The organism is Cupriavidus phytohabitans, assembly GCF_000426345.1.
In the GTDB taxonomy this organism is placed as follows: Bacteria; Pseudomonadota; Gammaproteobacteria; order Burkholderiales; family Burkholderiaceae; genus Cupriavidus.
Genome location: NZ_AUFE01000098.1, coordinates 1 through 14,078 on the forward strand (window position 1 = coordinate 1; position 14,078 = coordinate 14,078).

Below are 14,078 nucleotides of genomic sequence, written 5' to 3' on the forward strand. Positions count from 1 at the left end.
CTCCGGGAGGTAGCCATTGCGAACCACGGCACGCTGCCCGCTCAACGTCTTGACGTTACTGAACTGCTCAAGCAGCTCTGCCAGCTCCACTTCAATCGCCTCCTGGATGACCCGTCGGGCCCCGCGCCTGATCAGCTCCTCGAGCCCAAGCCCGATTTCCGATAGACCGACTGCTTCTTTCCCTTTATCCTTGCTCATGGTGGACCTTTCTTGTGCTGGTTTCCGATCTCGACAATCAGATTCTCAGCGGAAAGCTCCACCGCCCTCTACTCCGCGCCTCAAATTCCCCGCCTGTACACCAGTTTCGACTTTAGCTCATTGCTAACCTGATGGGCCTTCAGCTCGCGGACAAGGGAAGCAAGCCGATCTGTCATCTCACGCATTGTTGGCAACCCCCAGATCTAAAAGTGGCATGTGTTTGCTGGCCGAAGACGTTGTGCCGGATCACGGCCCTGCAGGTCTGGGCGCGGACCTTCACGTTTTCGGTACAAGTTGCGTGCCCTACGGCGTCAGTCTGGCTCCCCAGCCTGCAAGGCAGTCAAGCGCTGTCGCATCGCGTCGGCCTGGTCCTTCAGCTCCCGCAGCTCCAGTGCGAGTTGCTTCTCCAGCGGCGTCGCACCGTCATGCCCGCGGCTGCCCAGGTGGCGAGCGACGAAGTCGATCGCCGCCTCGGTCTGCACCAGACGACGGCCATAGACCGGTTCGTGGTGGGCAATGCGGTTGCGGGTCTGGTAGATCGCCTCCAACTGGGCGGCCACCGTGGCGCGCGTCAACGACTTGTCGGGAAAGACCCGCTTCAGCGCCGGCTTCCACAGTGCGTGCTCGTAGTCGGCGGAAAAACAGCCGCTTCCAGAAGTACATGGTCAGCTGTGCCACCACTTGCCCCATCGGTACTGTGATCGCGGCTTGCCGCGCCTTCGAGACATGCTCGTGCGACAAGCCCGCCGGGGGTGATCCATTTCTGAAAGCGCGCTGATCCAGCTGCCGCTTCTGCTCCTGGCTCAATTTGGCGTAGGCTGCCTTCTGCGCACTGCCTTCGGCCTGCTTGATCTTTGACCGCAGCTCGTCGTCCCAGCGGAACGGCTGCGGCGGACTGCGCAACCAGTCGGCCGTGCCGAACTTGAGAGCAACGTGGCCACGGCGGCCAATTCTTCGTCAGACAGGTGGTCCATTGACTAGACGCGCAAAGCTATTTATAGTTAGCAATGAAAAGTCGGGATCAGTGTTGGCAGCTGCCTGCAAGGGTGGGCGGACCCCCGACTTCCTGCTTTGGGGGCGCTCTGCGGAGCGCCCTTTTCATTTTGTGCCCTCGTCACGACAGGCCGAGGTAGGCGGCGATTGCCTTGGCGATGCCGCCTGCGGCGACTTCGACCCCAACGCCAGTGACGCCCGCCCCAGCCTTGCCCAGCAGTTTGCCGACCCAGGACGACGGTGTGCCCTCCACGCCCGTGCCGGCGGCGCGCGCCGCGTCGAGATCCGCCTGCAGCCCGTCCAGGTCGTTGTCCTGGAGTCCGAGCGACAACAGGTAGCGCCGCAACGCTTCCCAGTCCCCTGCCCCCACACTCACGGTCGCCTGCTGCGAAAAGCCGCTGCCGCCGTTGGCCACGTTGCCAACTGGGCCGGCGATATGGGTGTTGAAGATCTGGGTCAAATTGTCCTCGCTGACAGGTTTGGTGCCCATCGGCACGTCACCGGCATCCGGGTTGAGCTTTTCGATCTCGATCGCATAACCGAGCACCGCATTTTTCACCGCATCCAGCAGCCGGTCAATCGCGCCAAGCGGAACCTCGCGCCACGCTTCGATGCACTGCATGTCGTGAGTAATCGTTGAACGGTGGCATTGATGATGTCGACCGGCTGATCTAGGGTTTCGGCCGCCTCCCGTGCTGCGCGCACCGCGACTTCATTGGCGTCAGTGCCGTAGTAGGACTGGACCCCGAGAAACTCACGAATCGCAGCATGGTGACGAAACAGCGCCGAAGAGCGGCTCGTCTCATAGCCAAACTCGACTTCGGAACCCATGTCCGCGCTGGCCCGGACGTGGTCGATGACAGCGATGGGAATGGAATCAAGGTTGGGGAAATGATGCATCTGCTGAAAGACTTTCAGCAGGATCAGCAGTCCCAATCTCGAAGCCTGGCCACGCGCGTTGCGACGCACCCATTCCAGTTCCTCGACGTCCGGCGTATAGCAGGCTTGCAACTCCGCGACCGAGAAAACCTTGGGAAAGCGCGGGTAAGCGGTACGTTCAACGGTGGCCATGCCGGACTTTGCATCTCCAGTGGGCCGGCCAGTGTAGCGGAAAAGCCTCTCCGAGGCGCCCAGGATTCTATATAACACCTAGATCTATAGATCGAGATCAATATAACCCATTGGCTTATGGGAGGATTTTGACTGAATCTTGGTCAGATCCCTGGCTGCCCCCACCGTTGCCTGCCTGCTTCCGGCCGCGTGTGCACGCCGCTGGCATTTTCCCCTGGGCGTCAGTTATCACGTCGCGCTGACGTTTGCCCCTGCCGCCCGCAGTCGGGGACCACCTCTTCCAATTGGAATGTTCCGCTAGTACGCCGGTGTCGGGCCTGAGCCCTGCCGCCGTATTTGGCTCAACTCATTCAAGAGTCGGAGCTACACAAATTCCGGCGCCACTTGCCTGGCACGCTTTCCGTGGTGCGTCTGACACCAGATGACACCGGTCGTGTGGTCAAGACCGCCGTGGTGAGCTCGAGCGGCTCGACGCGCCTCGATACGGCAGCGGTCAACGCCGTGCAGGCCATGCGTTGCAAGCCCTATATAGAGAACGGCCGCGCCGTGGCGGCTACCGCCCAGCAGCCGATCAGCTTCGAATTGAACTGATCACGCGCAATTCTTCCGAAGCTTCCTAACACTTACCCATTGCAGGAGCAACCATGCAGGACCTTGGACTCTCCCACCTCTGGACGCAAGGCGATTTTGTCATGCGCGCGACCGCCATCATTCTGCTAATCATGTCGCTGCTGTCTTGGATCGTGATTCTCACCAAGACATGGGACCTGGTTCGCCTAAAGAAGATGGCAAATGGCGCGGAAAAGCGCTTCTGGCACTCAGACGACTTCGATCATGCGCTCGACACGCTCGGCGCCAACGATGCCAACCCATTCCGCGCACTGGCCATCACAGGCCGCGAAGCCGCGCAACTCCATCGCGCAAGCCAGCCGCAGTTGCACGATGCCCTCGACATGTCCGACTGGCTAACCCGCTCGCTCAAGAACGCGATCGACGGCGCCGTGGCGCGTATGCAATCGGGCTTGGCCGTGCTTGCGTCGGTCGGTTCGACCGCACCGTTCGTTGGCCTGTTCGGTACCGTATGGGGCATCTATCACGCCCTGATCGGCATGGGCGCCTCGGGCGTCCCGACGATCGATAAGGTGGCCGGCCCGGTGGGAGAAGCACTGATCATGACCGCCTTCGGCCTGGCCGTTGTCGACGGAGACGATGAAGCGGTGATTAGCCAGATCAACATGACGCCGCTGGTCGACGTTATGCTGGTCCTGCTGATCATCTTCATCATTACGATTCCCGTCATCAACCAAGCGGTAAAGATCGACCTGCCGCGTGCGACGAATCAGCCCAACGACTCCAAGCCGCAGGACATCAACATATCGATCGATGCACAAGGCAAAGTGTACTGGAACCAACAGGAGGTCGACATGGCAACGCTGGACCAGCGCATCGCGGAAGCAACGCGCCACCAACTGCAGCCTGAGTTGCATTTGCGCGCGGATCGCAATGTGCGCTACGGGCGCGTGGCCCAGGTAGTGGCCGCCGCGCATCACGGCGGGCTCGGCAAGATCGGTTTCATAACCGAACCGAAGCACTGAATGCGATGCAGTGGCAACTGGCACCTGATGTGCCATCGTTTTGCCGGCCCACTACGGTTTGCGGCCTGCAGCAACTGGCATCACGCTGTTTGCCGGCTTCGCAAGCACAGGCTGGCCGCTCTTGACATTCATGGAGTCGCACGTTGGATGGCGAGGTGCCGGCCTAAGTGGGCAGCCCTTCATCTGAGCCTGGGCACTAAGTCTGAACCTGAGCATGCCGCGTGGCTTGTCAGGGGGAGTCAGGCAGAAAATCCCGAGCAAGCCTCATCCCATTGACGATGATCTGCCATCGGCGCAACGTTTGGATTCCTGACTCCCAGGTGGGCGACTGGATTGGCTCTCCCGGCCATCCCGCGAACGAGGATGTGCCCTGCTGCCGGCACGCGCCACCGGGGTAGCCTGCCATTGCCGCATTTCCTGCTTGATGCTGTCGACGGTGCGTGGCGGGGGTGTCATGCGCTGAGGGTTAGTTTGAATCACGTGCATGGCATCGCCGCCGCCGGGCGCGGAGACTTGGGCAGCACCGGCAGCCGAGAGTGCCAGTGCGGAACGAACAGCAAGTAGCGGCGCGGTCTCGCAATTGTTGATCTTGCCCCGATTATTTCCATGCAGTGATGTCAGGCGAGCAACAATGGGCCATGGTCATCGCAATGATCCCCATGGGGGTGATGCAGATGATCGCCAACCAAATAATCTACATGATCGCCGTGCGGTACGGCCTCATGGCCGCAGCCAGGGCCGTGCTTGTGGTTCGGGTCATGGCCGCCGCACTGATGGTTGGGGGTACACCGATCAGGATTGGTATCGCTTATTGCAAGCACGTGCTCATCGATGTGATCGCCGTGCATGTTATGAAGGTGCCCGTCATGCAGATAGTCAACGTGTCCCTCATGACGCACGGCGACGTGTCCGCAATTGGGCCCGTGCTGGTGAGGGTGATTGATGGGGTGTTCCAAAGAGCAGTCAGCCATGGCGCTAACTCCTTGATTGATTTCCGAGTTCGGAACCCGGTGGACACGGTTGCGCAGAGGTCGGGAAGGAAAGATTATCGGCCAGCAACCTACTTGTTGGATCCTAGAAGCTGGTATTGCCGTATGCAAGCAAAGAGCCCGTGTGGCCTTGCCCCTCCATTGAGTTCGCAGAGGGCCTGAATCCCGCATCCATGAGGCGGGTGGCTGGCATGCGCTATCGCTGGCCCCGGCAAGCTCCCGGAGGGTATCGCCAGATGCACACAAATGCCTGACGCGGACCAAATGCCGGGCACTGACGTCTCGCAGCATGGCATACAGATCATGGTGCGGGTTGATAGGGTTCGACGCGGACTGCGTTGATGGCATATCCTGCGTCACCCATACCGGTTTCGGCATGCTCCACGCGCATGATGCCGCTGATCCAGACGGTATCCATCGTCCGCAATCCCTCCAGCGGCTTGCCGGTGCGTACGTGGACGACCTGGTTTGACGGCGGTGGCGGGACATGGATGCAGGCGCCAAAGTACGGCACTAGCAGAAACTCGCGAATTGCTTCGCCTTCCCCATCGAGGGACACGACATATCCGGGGAGGCGAATTGGCTTGCCATCGACGCTGGGTTCGGTTGGCGCTGTCTTCCAGTACTTCCGCGCCTTGTAGAGCGCAATCTGCGCCTGAGGATCGCCGTCTTGCATCTGGTCCAGACGCAAGCCCTTGAAGGGCGCCATGGGATCCCAGCCTTTGGGCAGGAGGGCCTGCCAGTCAATTTCGCGAAAGGTATTGTCTGCGGTTGCGCTGCTTTGCTCGGGCGTTGTCGACTCGCGACTGGTGCTCCCGGTTTCTCGCGCAGGCAACGTGGGATCGGGCGACCCGCGTGTTGGCCATCGCCAATACATTGCCGCCGCAACGGCGAGAACAAGAATGGTCACGACTGTCGCCAGGAGCGGCGGTGACATCCGTTTCGCCAGCAGCTCTATGAATCTCATCTTCACCAAGTTTTACTTCGCATCAGACCGCACGTATGGCTCCACCGCCATGCCTCGCATGGCGTATCCGGCATCGCCCATGACAGAGGTGAAGCGTTCCACTCGCATGATTCCGCTGACCCAGACGGCATTCATCGTCCTCAGGCGAGACGTCAGCGGCTTATCCATCCGGACGTGGACGACCTGGTTGGCGGGCGGTGGCGGTACATGGATACAGGCCCCAAAATATGGTACGAGAAGGAATTCGCGTACGGTCGTTGCTTCACCGGACATCGGTACGACATAGCCGTGCAGCCGCACCTACGCGCCGTTGAGGCTCGGCTCAACCGGGGCGTTTTTCCAGTATTCTCGCGCATTCATCAACGCCTCCTGAGCACGTGGGTCTGCGTCGTCAAGGCTTTCCAGACGCAGCCCCCTGAACGGAGCCTTGGGATCCCAGCCTTCCGGCAGCAGCGCCGACCAGGGAATTTCCCGGAATCCATCGATATTTGTGCCTGCATGCGCGCGTGACAGTAGGCAAGCTCCACCGAGCACCGCCATGGCGCGCAGCATCTCGCGTCTCGTTTGCATGAATCACGCCCTCATGTGTTTGGGGTCAGCCCATCGCTGAGACTGATTCGATAGGCGCGCCAGCCAGGCAGCAGTGAAGCCACGGCCCCCGCTGCAACGATAGCACTCAGCAACGGCAGTTCACCCGCCTGTGGCCAAGTGATAGGTAACGCCAATCCTAGAGAAGCCTGCAGCCACGGGGACATCGCGGCAGACAATGCCGTGAGCAGGAGATAGCCCGTCACCGCTCCAGCCAACATGAGGCAACACCCTTCGGCTGTCAACAGCACCAAAATGTCCATGGGACGGGCACCCACTGCACGCAATATCGCCAGTTCCCGCCGCCGCTCGCCAAGCGCGGCAAGAATGGATGACACAAGCCCCGCCAGTCCGACGACGACCACGAGCGCGGACATCAGGAGCATTCCCTTTTCGCCAAGGCTGACCAAATCCCATAACTGGTCGAGCGCCACGCCCGGCAACACTGCCATCAATGGCTCCCGCGAATCATCGGCAATTTCGCGCTGCAGGGTGAAGACCCGCGATCGCAGCTTCAGGCCAACCAGAAGACCCGTAATGCTCTTGGGGGTCAGGTCAAATTTTCTGACGAACTCAGGCGGTATGGACATGCCTGGGATTGGCACGCCTGCCTGCCAGTCCAAATGGATTGCCTCCATGGCCGCGAGGCTGATATGCACAGTCCGATCGACCGGCGTTCCTGTGGGGGCGAGAATTCCTGTTACGACGAAAGGTTTGTCCGCATGCTGAAGCTGGTCGGCCATCGGGCCGACCGCGTCGCCGTGGCTCAGCACGATCCGGTCCCCAAGCCGGTAATGGAGCTGCCGCGCAACGTCAGCGCCGAGCACGGTATCGAACAGCGCCTCGAATTTCCGGCCCTGTGCCATTTCCAGCAGCCGCCGCTCCCCGTAACGGAAATGGAGGAAGTAGTCTTGAGATGTCGACAGCACCGGAAAGCCGCGATGCGAATCCCCCAGTGAGATTGGAATGGTCCAGGATACCAGGGGATCGCTGGCAATGCGGCGCGCACTGTCCCAGCTCATATTGTTCGTTGCGCTGCCCAGTCGGAACACGGTGTAGAGCATTAATTGGATCGGGCTGCCCCGTGCTCCGACCACAAGATCGGTGCCGGAGACCGACTGGGAGAACCCGGCGCGGATCGCATGCCGAATGCGCTCAACGCCCACCAGCAGTGCCGTGGACAGTGCGATGGCCACGACCATCAGCAGCAAGTTGTAGCGCCGGTTCCATGCGCTACGCGAAGCCAAGCCGAGCAGCGTCATCACTTTCTCATCGAGAGGTCGTCGGCTGGCATGGAAAACCGGCGATCGAAGCACGGCGCAAATCTTTTGTCATGGCTGACGAACACCAGGCTGGCTCCGACCGCCCGACACTCGCGTTGCAATAAATCCATGAAGGCCGCTTGCCGCTCGGCATCCAGTGCTGACGTGGGTTCGTCCGCCAGCACCAGTTGTGGACGCCCCAGCAATGCACGCGCAGCGGCCACGCGCTGCTGCTGTCCAACCGACAGTTGTGCCGCGGGGCGGCGCCACAACGATTCGGGCAAGTCCAGCCTGTCCAACAATATGGACGCCGCCGCTGCAGGGGTCGAGCCCTGCTCGAGGGAGCTTTCGCGGCGCGACGCTGAGAACTTGCAAGCCAGCAGAACGTTGTCCAACACGGACAGATACGGAAGGAGATTCAGTTGCTGGAAGATAATGCCGATATGATCGGCACGAAATCGGTCGCGCTGTGCACCATTGAGGGCTTGCAGGGTGGTACCGTTCACCACAACCCTGCCTCGCGCGGGTACCAGCACCCCGGCCAGCAACGCCAGAAGCGTACTTTTGCCGCTCCCGCTGGGACCCGAAACAAAGACGTGCTCGCCGGTCGCTGCGCAAAAACTGTCTATCCTGAGGCAGGCCTCTTGCTGCCCAGGCCATGCAAAAACGATATCCTCCAACTCGACCATCCTTGCAAGACTGGCGTCGGGGAAGGCGCCCCCTGCATTTACCATGACAGCCTGCTGCTGCCACGGGTGAGATTCCTACCAGCCTGCGACTTTGGCGTCACAAGCTGGACGTTAATGCGTCCCAGCCCCGGAAACACTTCGAACAACTTGACGTCCATTTGGTGGAGCGCCTCGGGTGCTTTGCAGTTGAACGTATATTCGGCGTCCAGATTCGCATGCTCATTGCCCGGGGGAGCCGTCGATGCCAAAGACGAATGCTGGCCGGCAGCGGCGGTGAATGCCGGTGTCAACGCACCGAAATCGAACGCAACGGACTTGAGGCGACAGCCCGCGGCGGGCGAAGTTACGAAGATGGCATCGCCATCGCGCAAGCGTTCCATGCCCCGTTGCACCGCGTCCCTCTCCTTAGACGTCCGGGGGGCACGCTCAAAGCCGAAGAAATTAGCAAGAGGCGATTCTAGATGCATGGTGAGCACGGAATCCTCCTGTACCACCTCAAGCTTGGCCATTCCGTGGACATGGGCTTCGTGCGCCTTGGCGCCGCATGCCATCCACATGCCAACGATTGCTGCGCATTTTAGGATTCGTATCATGCTACCGAGGGAAGGGGAACATGGGGCAAGACTAATGCAACATTGTTGCATTGTCGACCCCTCATGAACACCGCGTCGGGCGTCAGCCGAAACGCATCAGCCCCGTCATCGATCGTTTCAGCGGACAGTACATTGCTTTCCGACTCGCGGGCGTGAGAGTGATTTCTTCCTTGCTAATGTCCAATTCCCATGGGGTGTCCGCAAAAAGCGACGAGACAACACGCTGGCTGACTCGGCCTCAGGTCAAGTCCTAAGGTTCTCAGCCGCGAAGCCCCAGTTCACCAGCTTGTCGAGCACGGCATTGACGTAGTCCGAGCGCCGATTCTGGTAGTCAAGATAGTAGGCATGCTCCCAGACATCGATCGTCAGGAGTGGCTTCATGCCGGCCGTAGATGGCACGTCGGCGTTGGGAGTGCGCACGGCACGCAGCTTGTCGCCGTCCAGCACCAGCCATGCCCAGCCACTGCCGAACTGGCCTGTGGCGGCGGCCGCCAGTTCGCGCTTGCAGGCGTCCATGCTGCCAAACGATGCCTCGATGCGCTGGCGTAACGCGGCCGGCGGCTGGCCACCGCCCCCAGCCCGCAGGCTGCGGAAGTAGAACGTGTGGTTCCACGTCTGTGCGGCATTGTTGAAGATGGCCACCTTGTCCGCCCGCCCGGCCGTGGCTGCGACGATCCTCTCTAGCGGCATATCCGCGTACTCCGTTCCCGCGATCAGCTTGTTGAGGTTGTCGACGTAGCCGCGATGGTGCTTGCCATAGTGAAACTCTAGTGTTCTGGCAGAGATGATAGGCTCGAGCGCATTCTCGGGGTACGGAAGCGGTGGTAAAACGATCGGAGCCGCGCTGGCTCGCCCCGGATACAGGCCGACCGCACAGGCGGCCATCGCGAGTGTCAGGGTGCCGACGACCTCACGGCGCATCGGCAGGCTGACAGTGGCGGGACTGTTGATCATGTGTGCCTCCTTGGGGGAATTGGATACCTTTCGCTGCCAATCTTGCGTGGGGCGCAGGCGTATCGCCGGACGAACTCAGGACTGAGTATAGGAAGGGCAACGCGATCGAACGAGCCGGAATATGCTCAATCGTCACTCGTCGGACTTATCACAGAGCAGGCTGCGCGGGCCGGCAGAGCCACCTTAGCGTGGCGCGGTTGGCCTTGACCGCATTGTTCCGGACAGCATGGTGACGGGCAGGCGAGCGGCCATATCGGAAGAAGATCGTTATTGCAATAAAGTTGCGACTACCAACCAAACCTTGGCGGGGCAGGTTGGTCGCCGCAGGTTTCGCATGCGAACGAGAGCCACTGCGGAATGCCGCCAATACGACCGCTATGTTGCTGTGTTGTCGTATGTTTGGACCGGAATTCCAGCCGCGCGGGCAAACCAGCGATCGAGCAGCCACACTACAAGCAGCGTTGCGCCCATCAACGGAAACACCGCGCCCAGCAACCCGATGCCTACAGTCCAGGCTCGCATGGGCGGCAGCATTGGAGGATAGCTCGGCGCAGCCAACGATCGTGCCGGTCTCCGCTTGAGCCACATGATGCAGCCGGTGATGGCAAGCGCCATCAGTCCCAGCGAGATGCCGGCACAGGCGACTTGATTGGCAACGCCGAAGTAACGACCCATATGCAATGACGTGCCGTAGGAGACGGCCTTGGCTACCGGTCCATAGTCCTGGTAACGGATGTCCTTCACTATGGCGCCACTGTACTGATCGATATGCAGTGTCCGTTCATGCTGCGGATCGCTCGGGAAGCATGAAACGGTATAGACCGCGACGGTCGAAGTGGGCAGCGCCACCTGGCAGCCTGCTGATGCGCCTTGCGCAGCCATGATCGCCAGTACACGATCTAGACCGATCGACGTCTGGCCTGCCGTGCCGGTTGGCACTCGAGTGAGTCCCACGGCCCACGGCACCTCCGCAAGCGGCAGTGCCTCCATGGTGTGACCGGCATGGTCATCGTGCTTGCCCTCATTGTCTGTCGCGCCAGCTGTACGCGGTGCCGCCTGCGCCTGCGAATGCGAGTCCGCACCCCCGCTAGCGGGACGGCCGAGATTTGCCGCGGTCGCTAGGGCTTTAAACTGCTTACCCCATGAGGCCGTCCACGGCAGGCCAGACAGCACGAATGCCAATGCGCCCACGGCCAGCCATGCTCCCAGAACCTGATGGAGCTCCTTCCACCAGCCGCGCTTGCCGGCCACCCGGCCCATACGGAATGCTGCCGTACCAGTTGCCCGCAGACGTGGCCACCACAGGGCGAGCCCGGTTGCGATCATCACCAGACACCAGCATCCGGCCAGTTCCATCAGCAATTCGCCAGGCTTCCCCAGCAGCAGTGCACGATGCAGCATGCGCACTTGCTTCATGAATCGGTCTTCGACACTGAGGCTGCCAAGGGCGTCGCCGGTATAGGGGTTCAGGTACACGCTTTCGCTCTTGCCGGAGGGCAAGCGGAAGACGAATTCGGCACTGGCGCGTGCATTGGTGCCGACGGTATAGGTGGTTGGCGTTGCGCCCGTCGGCACGGCTGCCTGGGCCAGCTCGAGCAGCGCCTGGGCTGGCAGCCTTTGACTGCCGGGAGCGACGCGCAGCAAATGTGGGTACAGCAACGGCTCGACTTGCGGCTGAAAGCAATAGATAGTACCCGTCACCGCCAGTACGATCAGGAATGGCATGACGACAGGCCAGCATAGAAATGCCAGCGCCAGAGCATTCGATATGCCGCAGCAACGACTGCGGACGATGGAGATTGTTCAGGCATGAGTCAAAAGGTAAAACAGTGGTGACCGCGCACCGACCTGCAGAGTGGAATCGTCTGCGAACTTGTTCTTGCGGCTAGGCCGCCAAAGGCGGTGAGTCGAGCGTAGCCGCGTTCGGGATTGCGCGCTGAAGATTGCGCTGACACACCCAACTTCTGGCGCGGCGAAGGCGCTTCATATAGGCCGCTTCGAACTCGCTAGTCAAGATACGCCTAAGGGCAGCAGCAAGCCTTGCAGACTCCGGCAGCGCGAAGTCATGATCGGGAGACAGGGATGCCAGAAAATGCAGGTCGATCAGGGCGGGCAGCATCAAAAATTCCGTCAGCCCGATTACATCAGGCTGCGAGTTCAATGCCTGCCATAACGCATGCCAGCGTACATGGAACTCAGCCTCGGTATGTGCGACCATCACGGCACCACTCAGTGTGCCATCGGCCAGAACATCATCCACTTGGCCCGTTTCGGTGACGGAGTCTGCGGGCCAGCCAGGCAAGTTCGTGGCGCAAAAGGCAAGGCTCGCCTTCAATCCGAACGCGCAACCGTCGGCGGTATCGATCACCGGGAGTTGCGACGATCCGTCGCACAGAAGCAAGACTGCGTCGCGTGTGGGGGAACCTCGCTTGACGGGCGAACGTTCAAACGCCAACCCGCATCGTCGGAGCAAGAATTCGAGCGTGGCACTGGCCGGGCATCCGTCCTCTACGAATAGCCATAGGCTCATGGTCACTCCAGTTTGCAGTGTGGTTGAGGACTGCGTCAGCTTGTCGATGCGTGCCCCGACGGGGCACCCGGCCATCAGAACTTGTACTTCACCCCCGCATAAAAGGCGCGTCCCGTGCCAGGATAGAAGACGGCGGTATTGGCCGTTCTGGCATCGGCAACGGTGCTGAAATCGCTGATATAGCGCTTGTTGGACAGATTGCGCGCGTCCAGGAACACGGTCAGGCCACGCTGGAACTCATAGCTGGCCTGCAGGCCGAACAACACGTAAGCGGGTACCTTCAGTGTATTGGCGTAGTCGACATACGCGCCGGTGGGGACCCAGTCGATCGTGCCCGCCACACGCAGCCCCGATGGCCTGCTGTAAGCCAATGTCGTGCGCAGCACGTGGGTCGGCACGCCCGCGATACGGTTGTTGCCGTAGACCGGATCATTGTCGAAGCGGAAATCGCTGTAGTTCCAGAGTTGCGACACAGTCACCTTGTCCCCCGGGCTGCCGACGTTGCGTAGCACATCGGCGCTCACGCCCAGCTCGACACCCTGCAAAATCGTCTTGTTCGCATTGAACGTGGACGCAGGAACGTCGGGGCTGACGGTGAATTGCAAGAGTTGGTCCCGCACAAGGGAACGGTACAAGGTCACGTCCCATCCGAAGCGATCCTGCTGTCCGCGCGTGCCGGCCTCAAGCGTCCAGCCGTGTTGCGCGGCCAGTGGCACGAAGCGCTGGGTCGTACCAATGGTCTGGTTCAGGTCCGTGAAGTCGGGGATATCGGCGCTGCGCGTGATATCGATAAAGGCCTGCACATCCTTCCTCGGCTCCCAGAGCACGCCAAACTTCGGATTGACGCCGCTGTACGTCGTGCTGTCCGATTTTGGGCGCGGATTGGCGGGCAGTCCGCCAAAGTCCTGGTACTCCCGTCGGTTATGGTACGCCTTGGCGCCGGCCATCAGGGCCACCGTGGGTACGACGTAGAGGCGGTCCTCGATGTACGCCTCGTAGTTGTAGGCGTCCTGCGCGGCGTTCAGTGTCTGGGCTCCGCGGTCGCCGTTCACGTTGACATACTGGCGTGCGTCATTGTTGCCGCCGAAGAACCGCAGGCCGGCGATGACCTGGTTGCGCATGCCACCCACGCTATAGGTGCCGGTATAGCGCGGTGCAAAGCCGTAGGTCCACGAATCCTGATCGATCACCTGGAAGATCGGGTGGTACAGGTACTTGTGGATGACCCAGGTATTGAAATCCAGTTGCCCGTTAGCCAGCTTCACGCTGGTCACGTTGGCCAGCCGCTCCGTGCGCGTATTGCGGGCCTGGTCACCAGCTAGGGAAACGCTTATGTGGACGCCTCCCGGATTGCAAGCCGATTGACATGGTGGTCGACAGGTGAAGGCAGCACGCTTATGTCCGGCCCTTTTGTGCAGGCCGCTCAGCCTGCTGGCCCATATGGAATTCGCTGGCGAGGTCCTCATCTGATCATCGAGCGTTGCTGCTCACATTCCCTATCGGGTTTTCCTCGCCCCGGTCCAACCTGTTAGCCATCATGCGATCAATGCTTGCGCTCCTTGAGAACAAGTCAGTTCAGACGGATTGTCGGGGGCACGCACCTGGCTATACAGCCATGGCGGGTGCCGTGTATCTCGTATCCCTTGCTA

General features: G+C 60.8%; 12 protein-coding genes and 6 pseudogenes. 4 read left to right on the forward strand and 14 right to left on the reverse strand.

The window, feature by feature from the left end:
• The 4 genes and pseudogenes from K309_RS0131370 to K309_RS38100 form a co-directional block, all read right to left on the reverse strand.
• Positions 1-198: pseudogene (locus K309_RS0131370) on the reverse strand (IS256 family transposase); the annotation flags it as partial.
• A gap of 311 nt (positions 199-509) precedes the next feature.
• The gene (locus tag K309_RS39410) at positions 510-773 is read right to left on the reverse strand and encodes a hypothetical protein (protein WP_029050003.1); all 264 of its coding nucleotides are present in this window, start codon (positions 771-773) and stop codon (positions 510-512) included.
• 539 nt (positions 774-1,312) lie between these two features.
• Positions 1,313-1,813, reverse strand: a complete 501-nt coding sequence (locus tag K309_RS0131380; protein WP_029050004.1) for a hypothetical protein — start codon at positions 1,811-1,813, stop codon at positions 1,313-1,315.
• A 5-nt stretch (positions 1,814-1,818) separates the two neighbouring features.
• Positions 1,819-2,262, reverse strand: a pseudogene (locus tag K309_RS38100) (DUF4158 domain-containing protein); the annotation flags it as partial.
• A 348-nt stretch (positions 2,263-2,610) separates the two neighbouring features.
• Between K309_RS38100 and K309_RS40795 the strand changes: the two are divergent.
• From K309_RS40795 to K309_RS42130, 4 genes and pseudogenes are all read left to right on the forward strand, one after another.
• On the forward strand, positions 2,611-2,853 hold the full coding sequence (locus K309_RS40795) for an energy transducer TonB (RefSeq protein ID WP_369796555.1): 243 nt from the start codon (positions 2,611-2,613) through the stop codon (positions 2,851-2,853).
• 53 nt (positions 2,854-2,906) lie between these two features.
• Positions 2,907-3,458 (forward strand): annotated as a pseudogene (locus tag K309_RS43375) (MotA/TolQ/ExbB proton channel family protein); the annotation flags it as partial.
• A gap of 39 nt (positions 3,459-3,497) precedes the next feature.
• A pseudogene (locus K309_RS43380) lies at positions 3,498-3,857 on the forward strand (ExbD/TolR family protein); the annotation flags it as partial.
• A gap of 638 nt (positions 3,858-4,495) precedes the next feature.
• Positions 4,496-5,008 carry a hypothetical protein gene (locus K309_RS42130; RefSeq protein ID WP_051320712.1) on the forward strand — a complete coding sequence of 171 codons (513 nt, stop codon included), beginning with the start codon at positions 4,496-4,498 and terminating at the stop codon, positions 5,006-5,008.
• Between the two features lie 139 nt (positions 5,009-5,147).
• Here the strand turns inward: K309_RS42130 and K309_RS38115 are convergent, their stop codons facing one another.
• The 10 genes and pseudogenes from K309_RS38115 to K309_RS38130 form a co-directional block, all read right to left on the reverse strand.
• Complete coding sequence (locus K309_RS38115; protein WP_232232572.1) at positions 5,148-5,756, reverse strand: DUF3299 domain-containing protein; 609 nt, start codon at positions 5,754-5,756, stop codon at positions 5,148-5,150.
• A 69-nt stretch (positions 5,757-5,825) separates the two neighbouring features.
• Entirely contained in the window at positions 5,826-6,113 is a 288-nt protein-coding gene (locus tag K309_RS44160) for a DUF3299 domain-containing protein (RefSeq protein WP_084402636.1), read from the reverse strand.
• Complete coding sequence (locus K309_RS40815; protein ID WP_084402637.1) at positions 6,114-6,365, reverse strand: hypothetical protein; 252 nt, start codon at positions 6,363-6,365, stop codon at positions 6,114-6,116.
• A gap of 29 nt (positions 6,366-6,394) precedes the next feature.
• Positions 6,395-7,666: an ABC transporter permease gene (locus K309_RS0131425; RefSeq protein WP_156914510.1), complete on the reverse strand. Its 1,272-nt coding sequence runs from the start codon at positions 7,664-7,666 to the stop codon at positions 6,395-6,397.
• Positions 7,663-8,352, reverse strand: a complete 690-nt coding sequence (locus tag K309_RS0131430) for an ABC transporter ATP-binding protein (protein ID WP_035878670.1) — start codon at positions 8,350-8,352, stop codon at positions 7,663-7,665. Before K309_RS0131430 ends, K309_RS0131425 begins: the two co-directional genes overlap by 4 nt.
• 38 nt (positions 8,353-8,390) lie before the next feature.
• Positions 8,391-8,909, reverse strand: coding sequence for a DUF2796 domain-containing protein (locus K309_RS0131435; protein ID WP_029050008.1), 519 nt, complete (start codon positions 8,907-8,909; stop codon positions 8,391-8,393).
• Positions 8,910-9,188: 279 nt separating this feature from the next.
• Positions 9,189-9,830 carry a superoxide dismutase gene (locus K309_RS0131440; RefSeq protein WP_051320714.1) on the reverse strand — a complete coding sequence of 214 codons (642 nt, stop codon included), beginning with the start codon at positions 9,828-9,830 and terminating at the stop codon, positions 9,189-9,191.
• 444 nt (positions 9,831-10,274) lie between these two features.
• A pseudogene (locus tag K309_RS38125) lies at positions 10,275-11,710 on the reverse strand (PepSY-associated TM helix domain-containing protein).
• Positions 11,711-11,784: 74 nt separating this feature from the next.
• Positions 11,785-12,267: a hypothetical protein gene (locus K309_RS0131450; protein ID WP_156914511.1), complete on the reverse strand. Its 483-nt coding sequence runs from the start codon at positions 12,265-12,267 to the stop codon at positions 11,785-11,787.
• 236 nt (positions 12,268-12,503) lie between these two features.
• A pseudogene (locus K309_RS38130) lies at positions 12,504-13,754 on the reverse strand (TonB-dependent receptor family protein); the annotation flags it as partial.
• Positions 13,755-14,078: the final 324 nt, after the last annotated feature.

Bases quoted from the DNA above. Each gene is read 5' to 3' on its own strand.
- K309_RS0131435 (WP_029050008.1), bottom strand. From the start codon at position 8,909: ATGTGGATGGCATGCGGCGCCAAGGCGCACGAAGCCCATGTCCACGGA.
- K309_RS0131430 (WP_035878670.1), bottom strand. From the start codon at position 8,352: ATGGTCGAGTTGGAGGATATCGTTTTTGCATGGCCTGGGCAGCAAGAG.
- K309_RS40815 (WP_084402637.1), bottom strand. From the start codon at position 6,365: ATGCTGCGCGCCATGGCGGTGCTCGGTGGAGCTTGCCTACTGTCACGC.
- K309_RS0131440 (WP_051320714.1), bottom strand. From the start codon at position 9,830: ATGGCCGCCTGTGCGGTCGGCCTGTATCCGGGGCGAGCCAGCGCGGCT.
- K309_RS0131380 (WP_029050004.1), bottom strand. From the start codon at position 1,813: ATGCAGTGCATCGAAGCGTGGCGCGAGGTTCCGCTTGGCGCGATTGAC.
- K309_RS42130 (WP_051320712.1), top strand. From the start codon at position 4,496: ATGGTCATCGCAATGATCCCCATGGGGGTGATGCAGATGATCGCCAAC.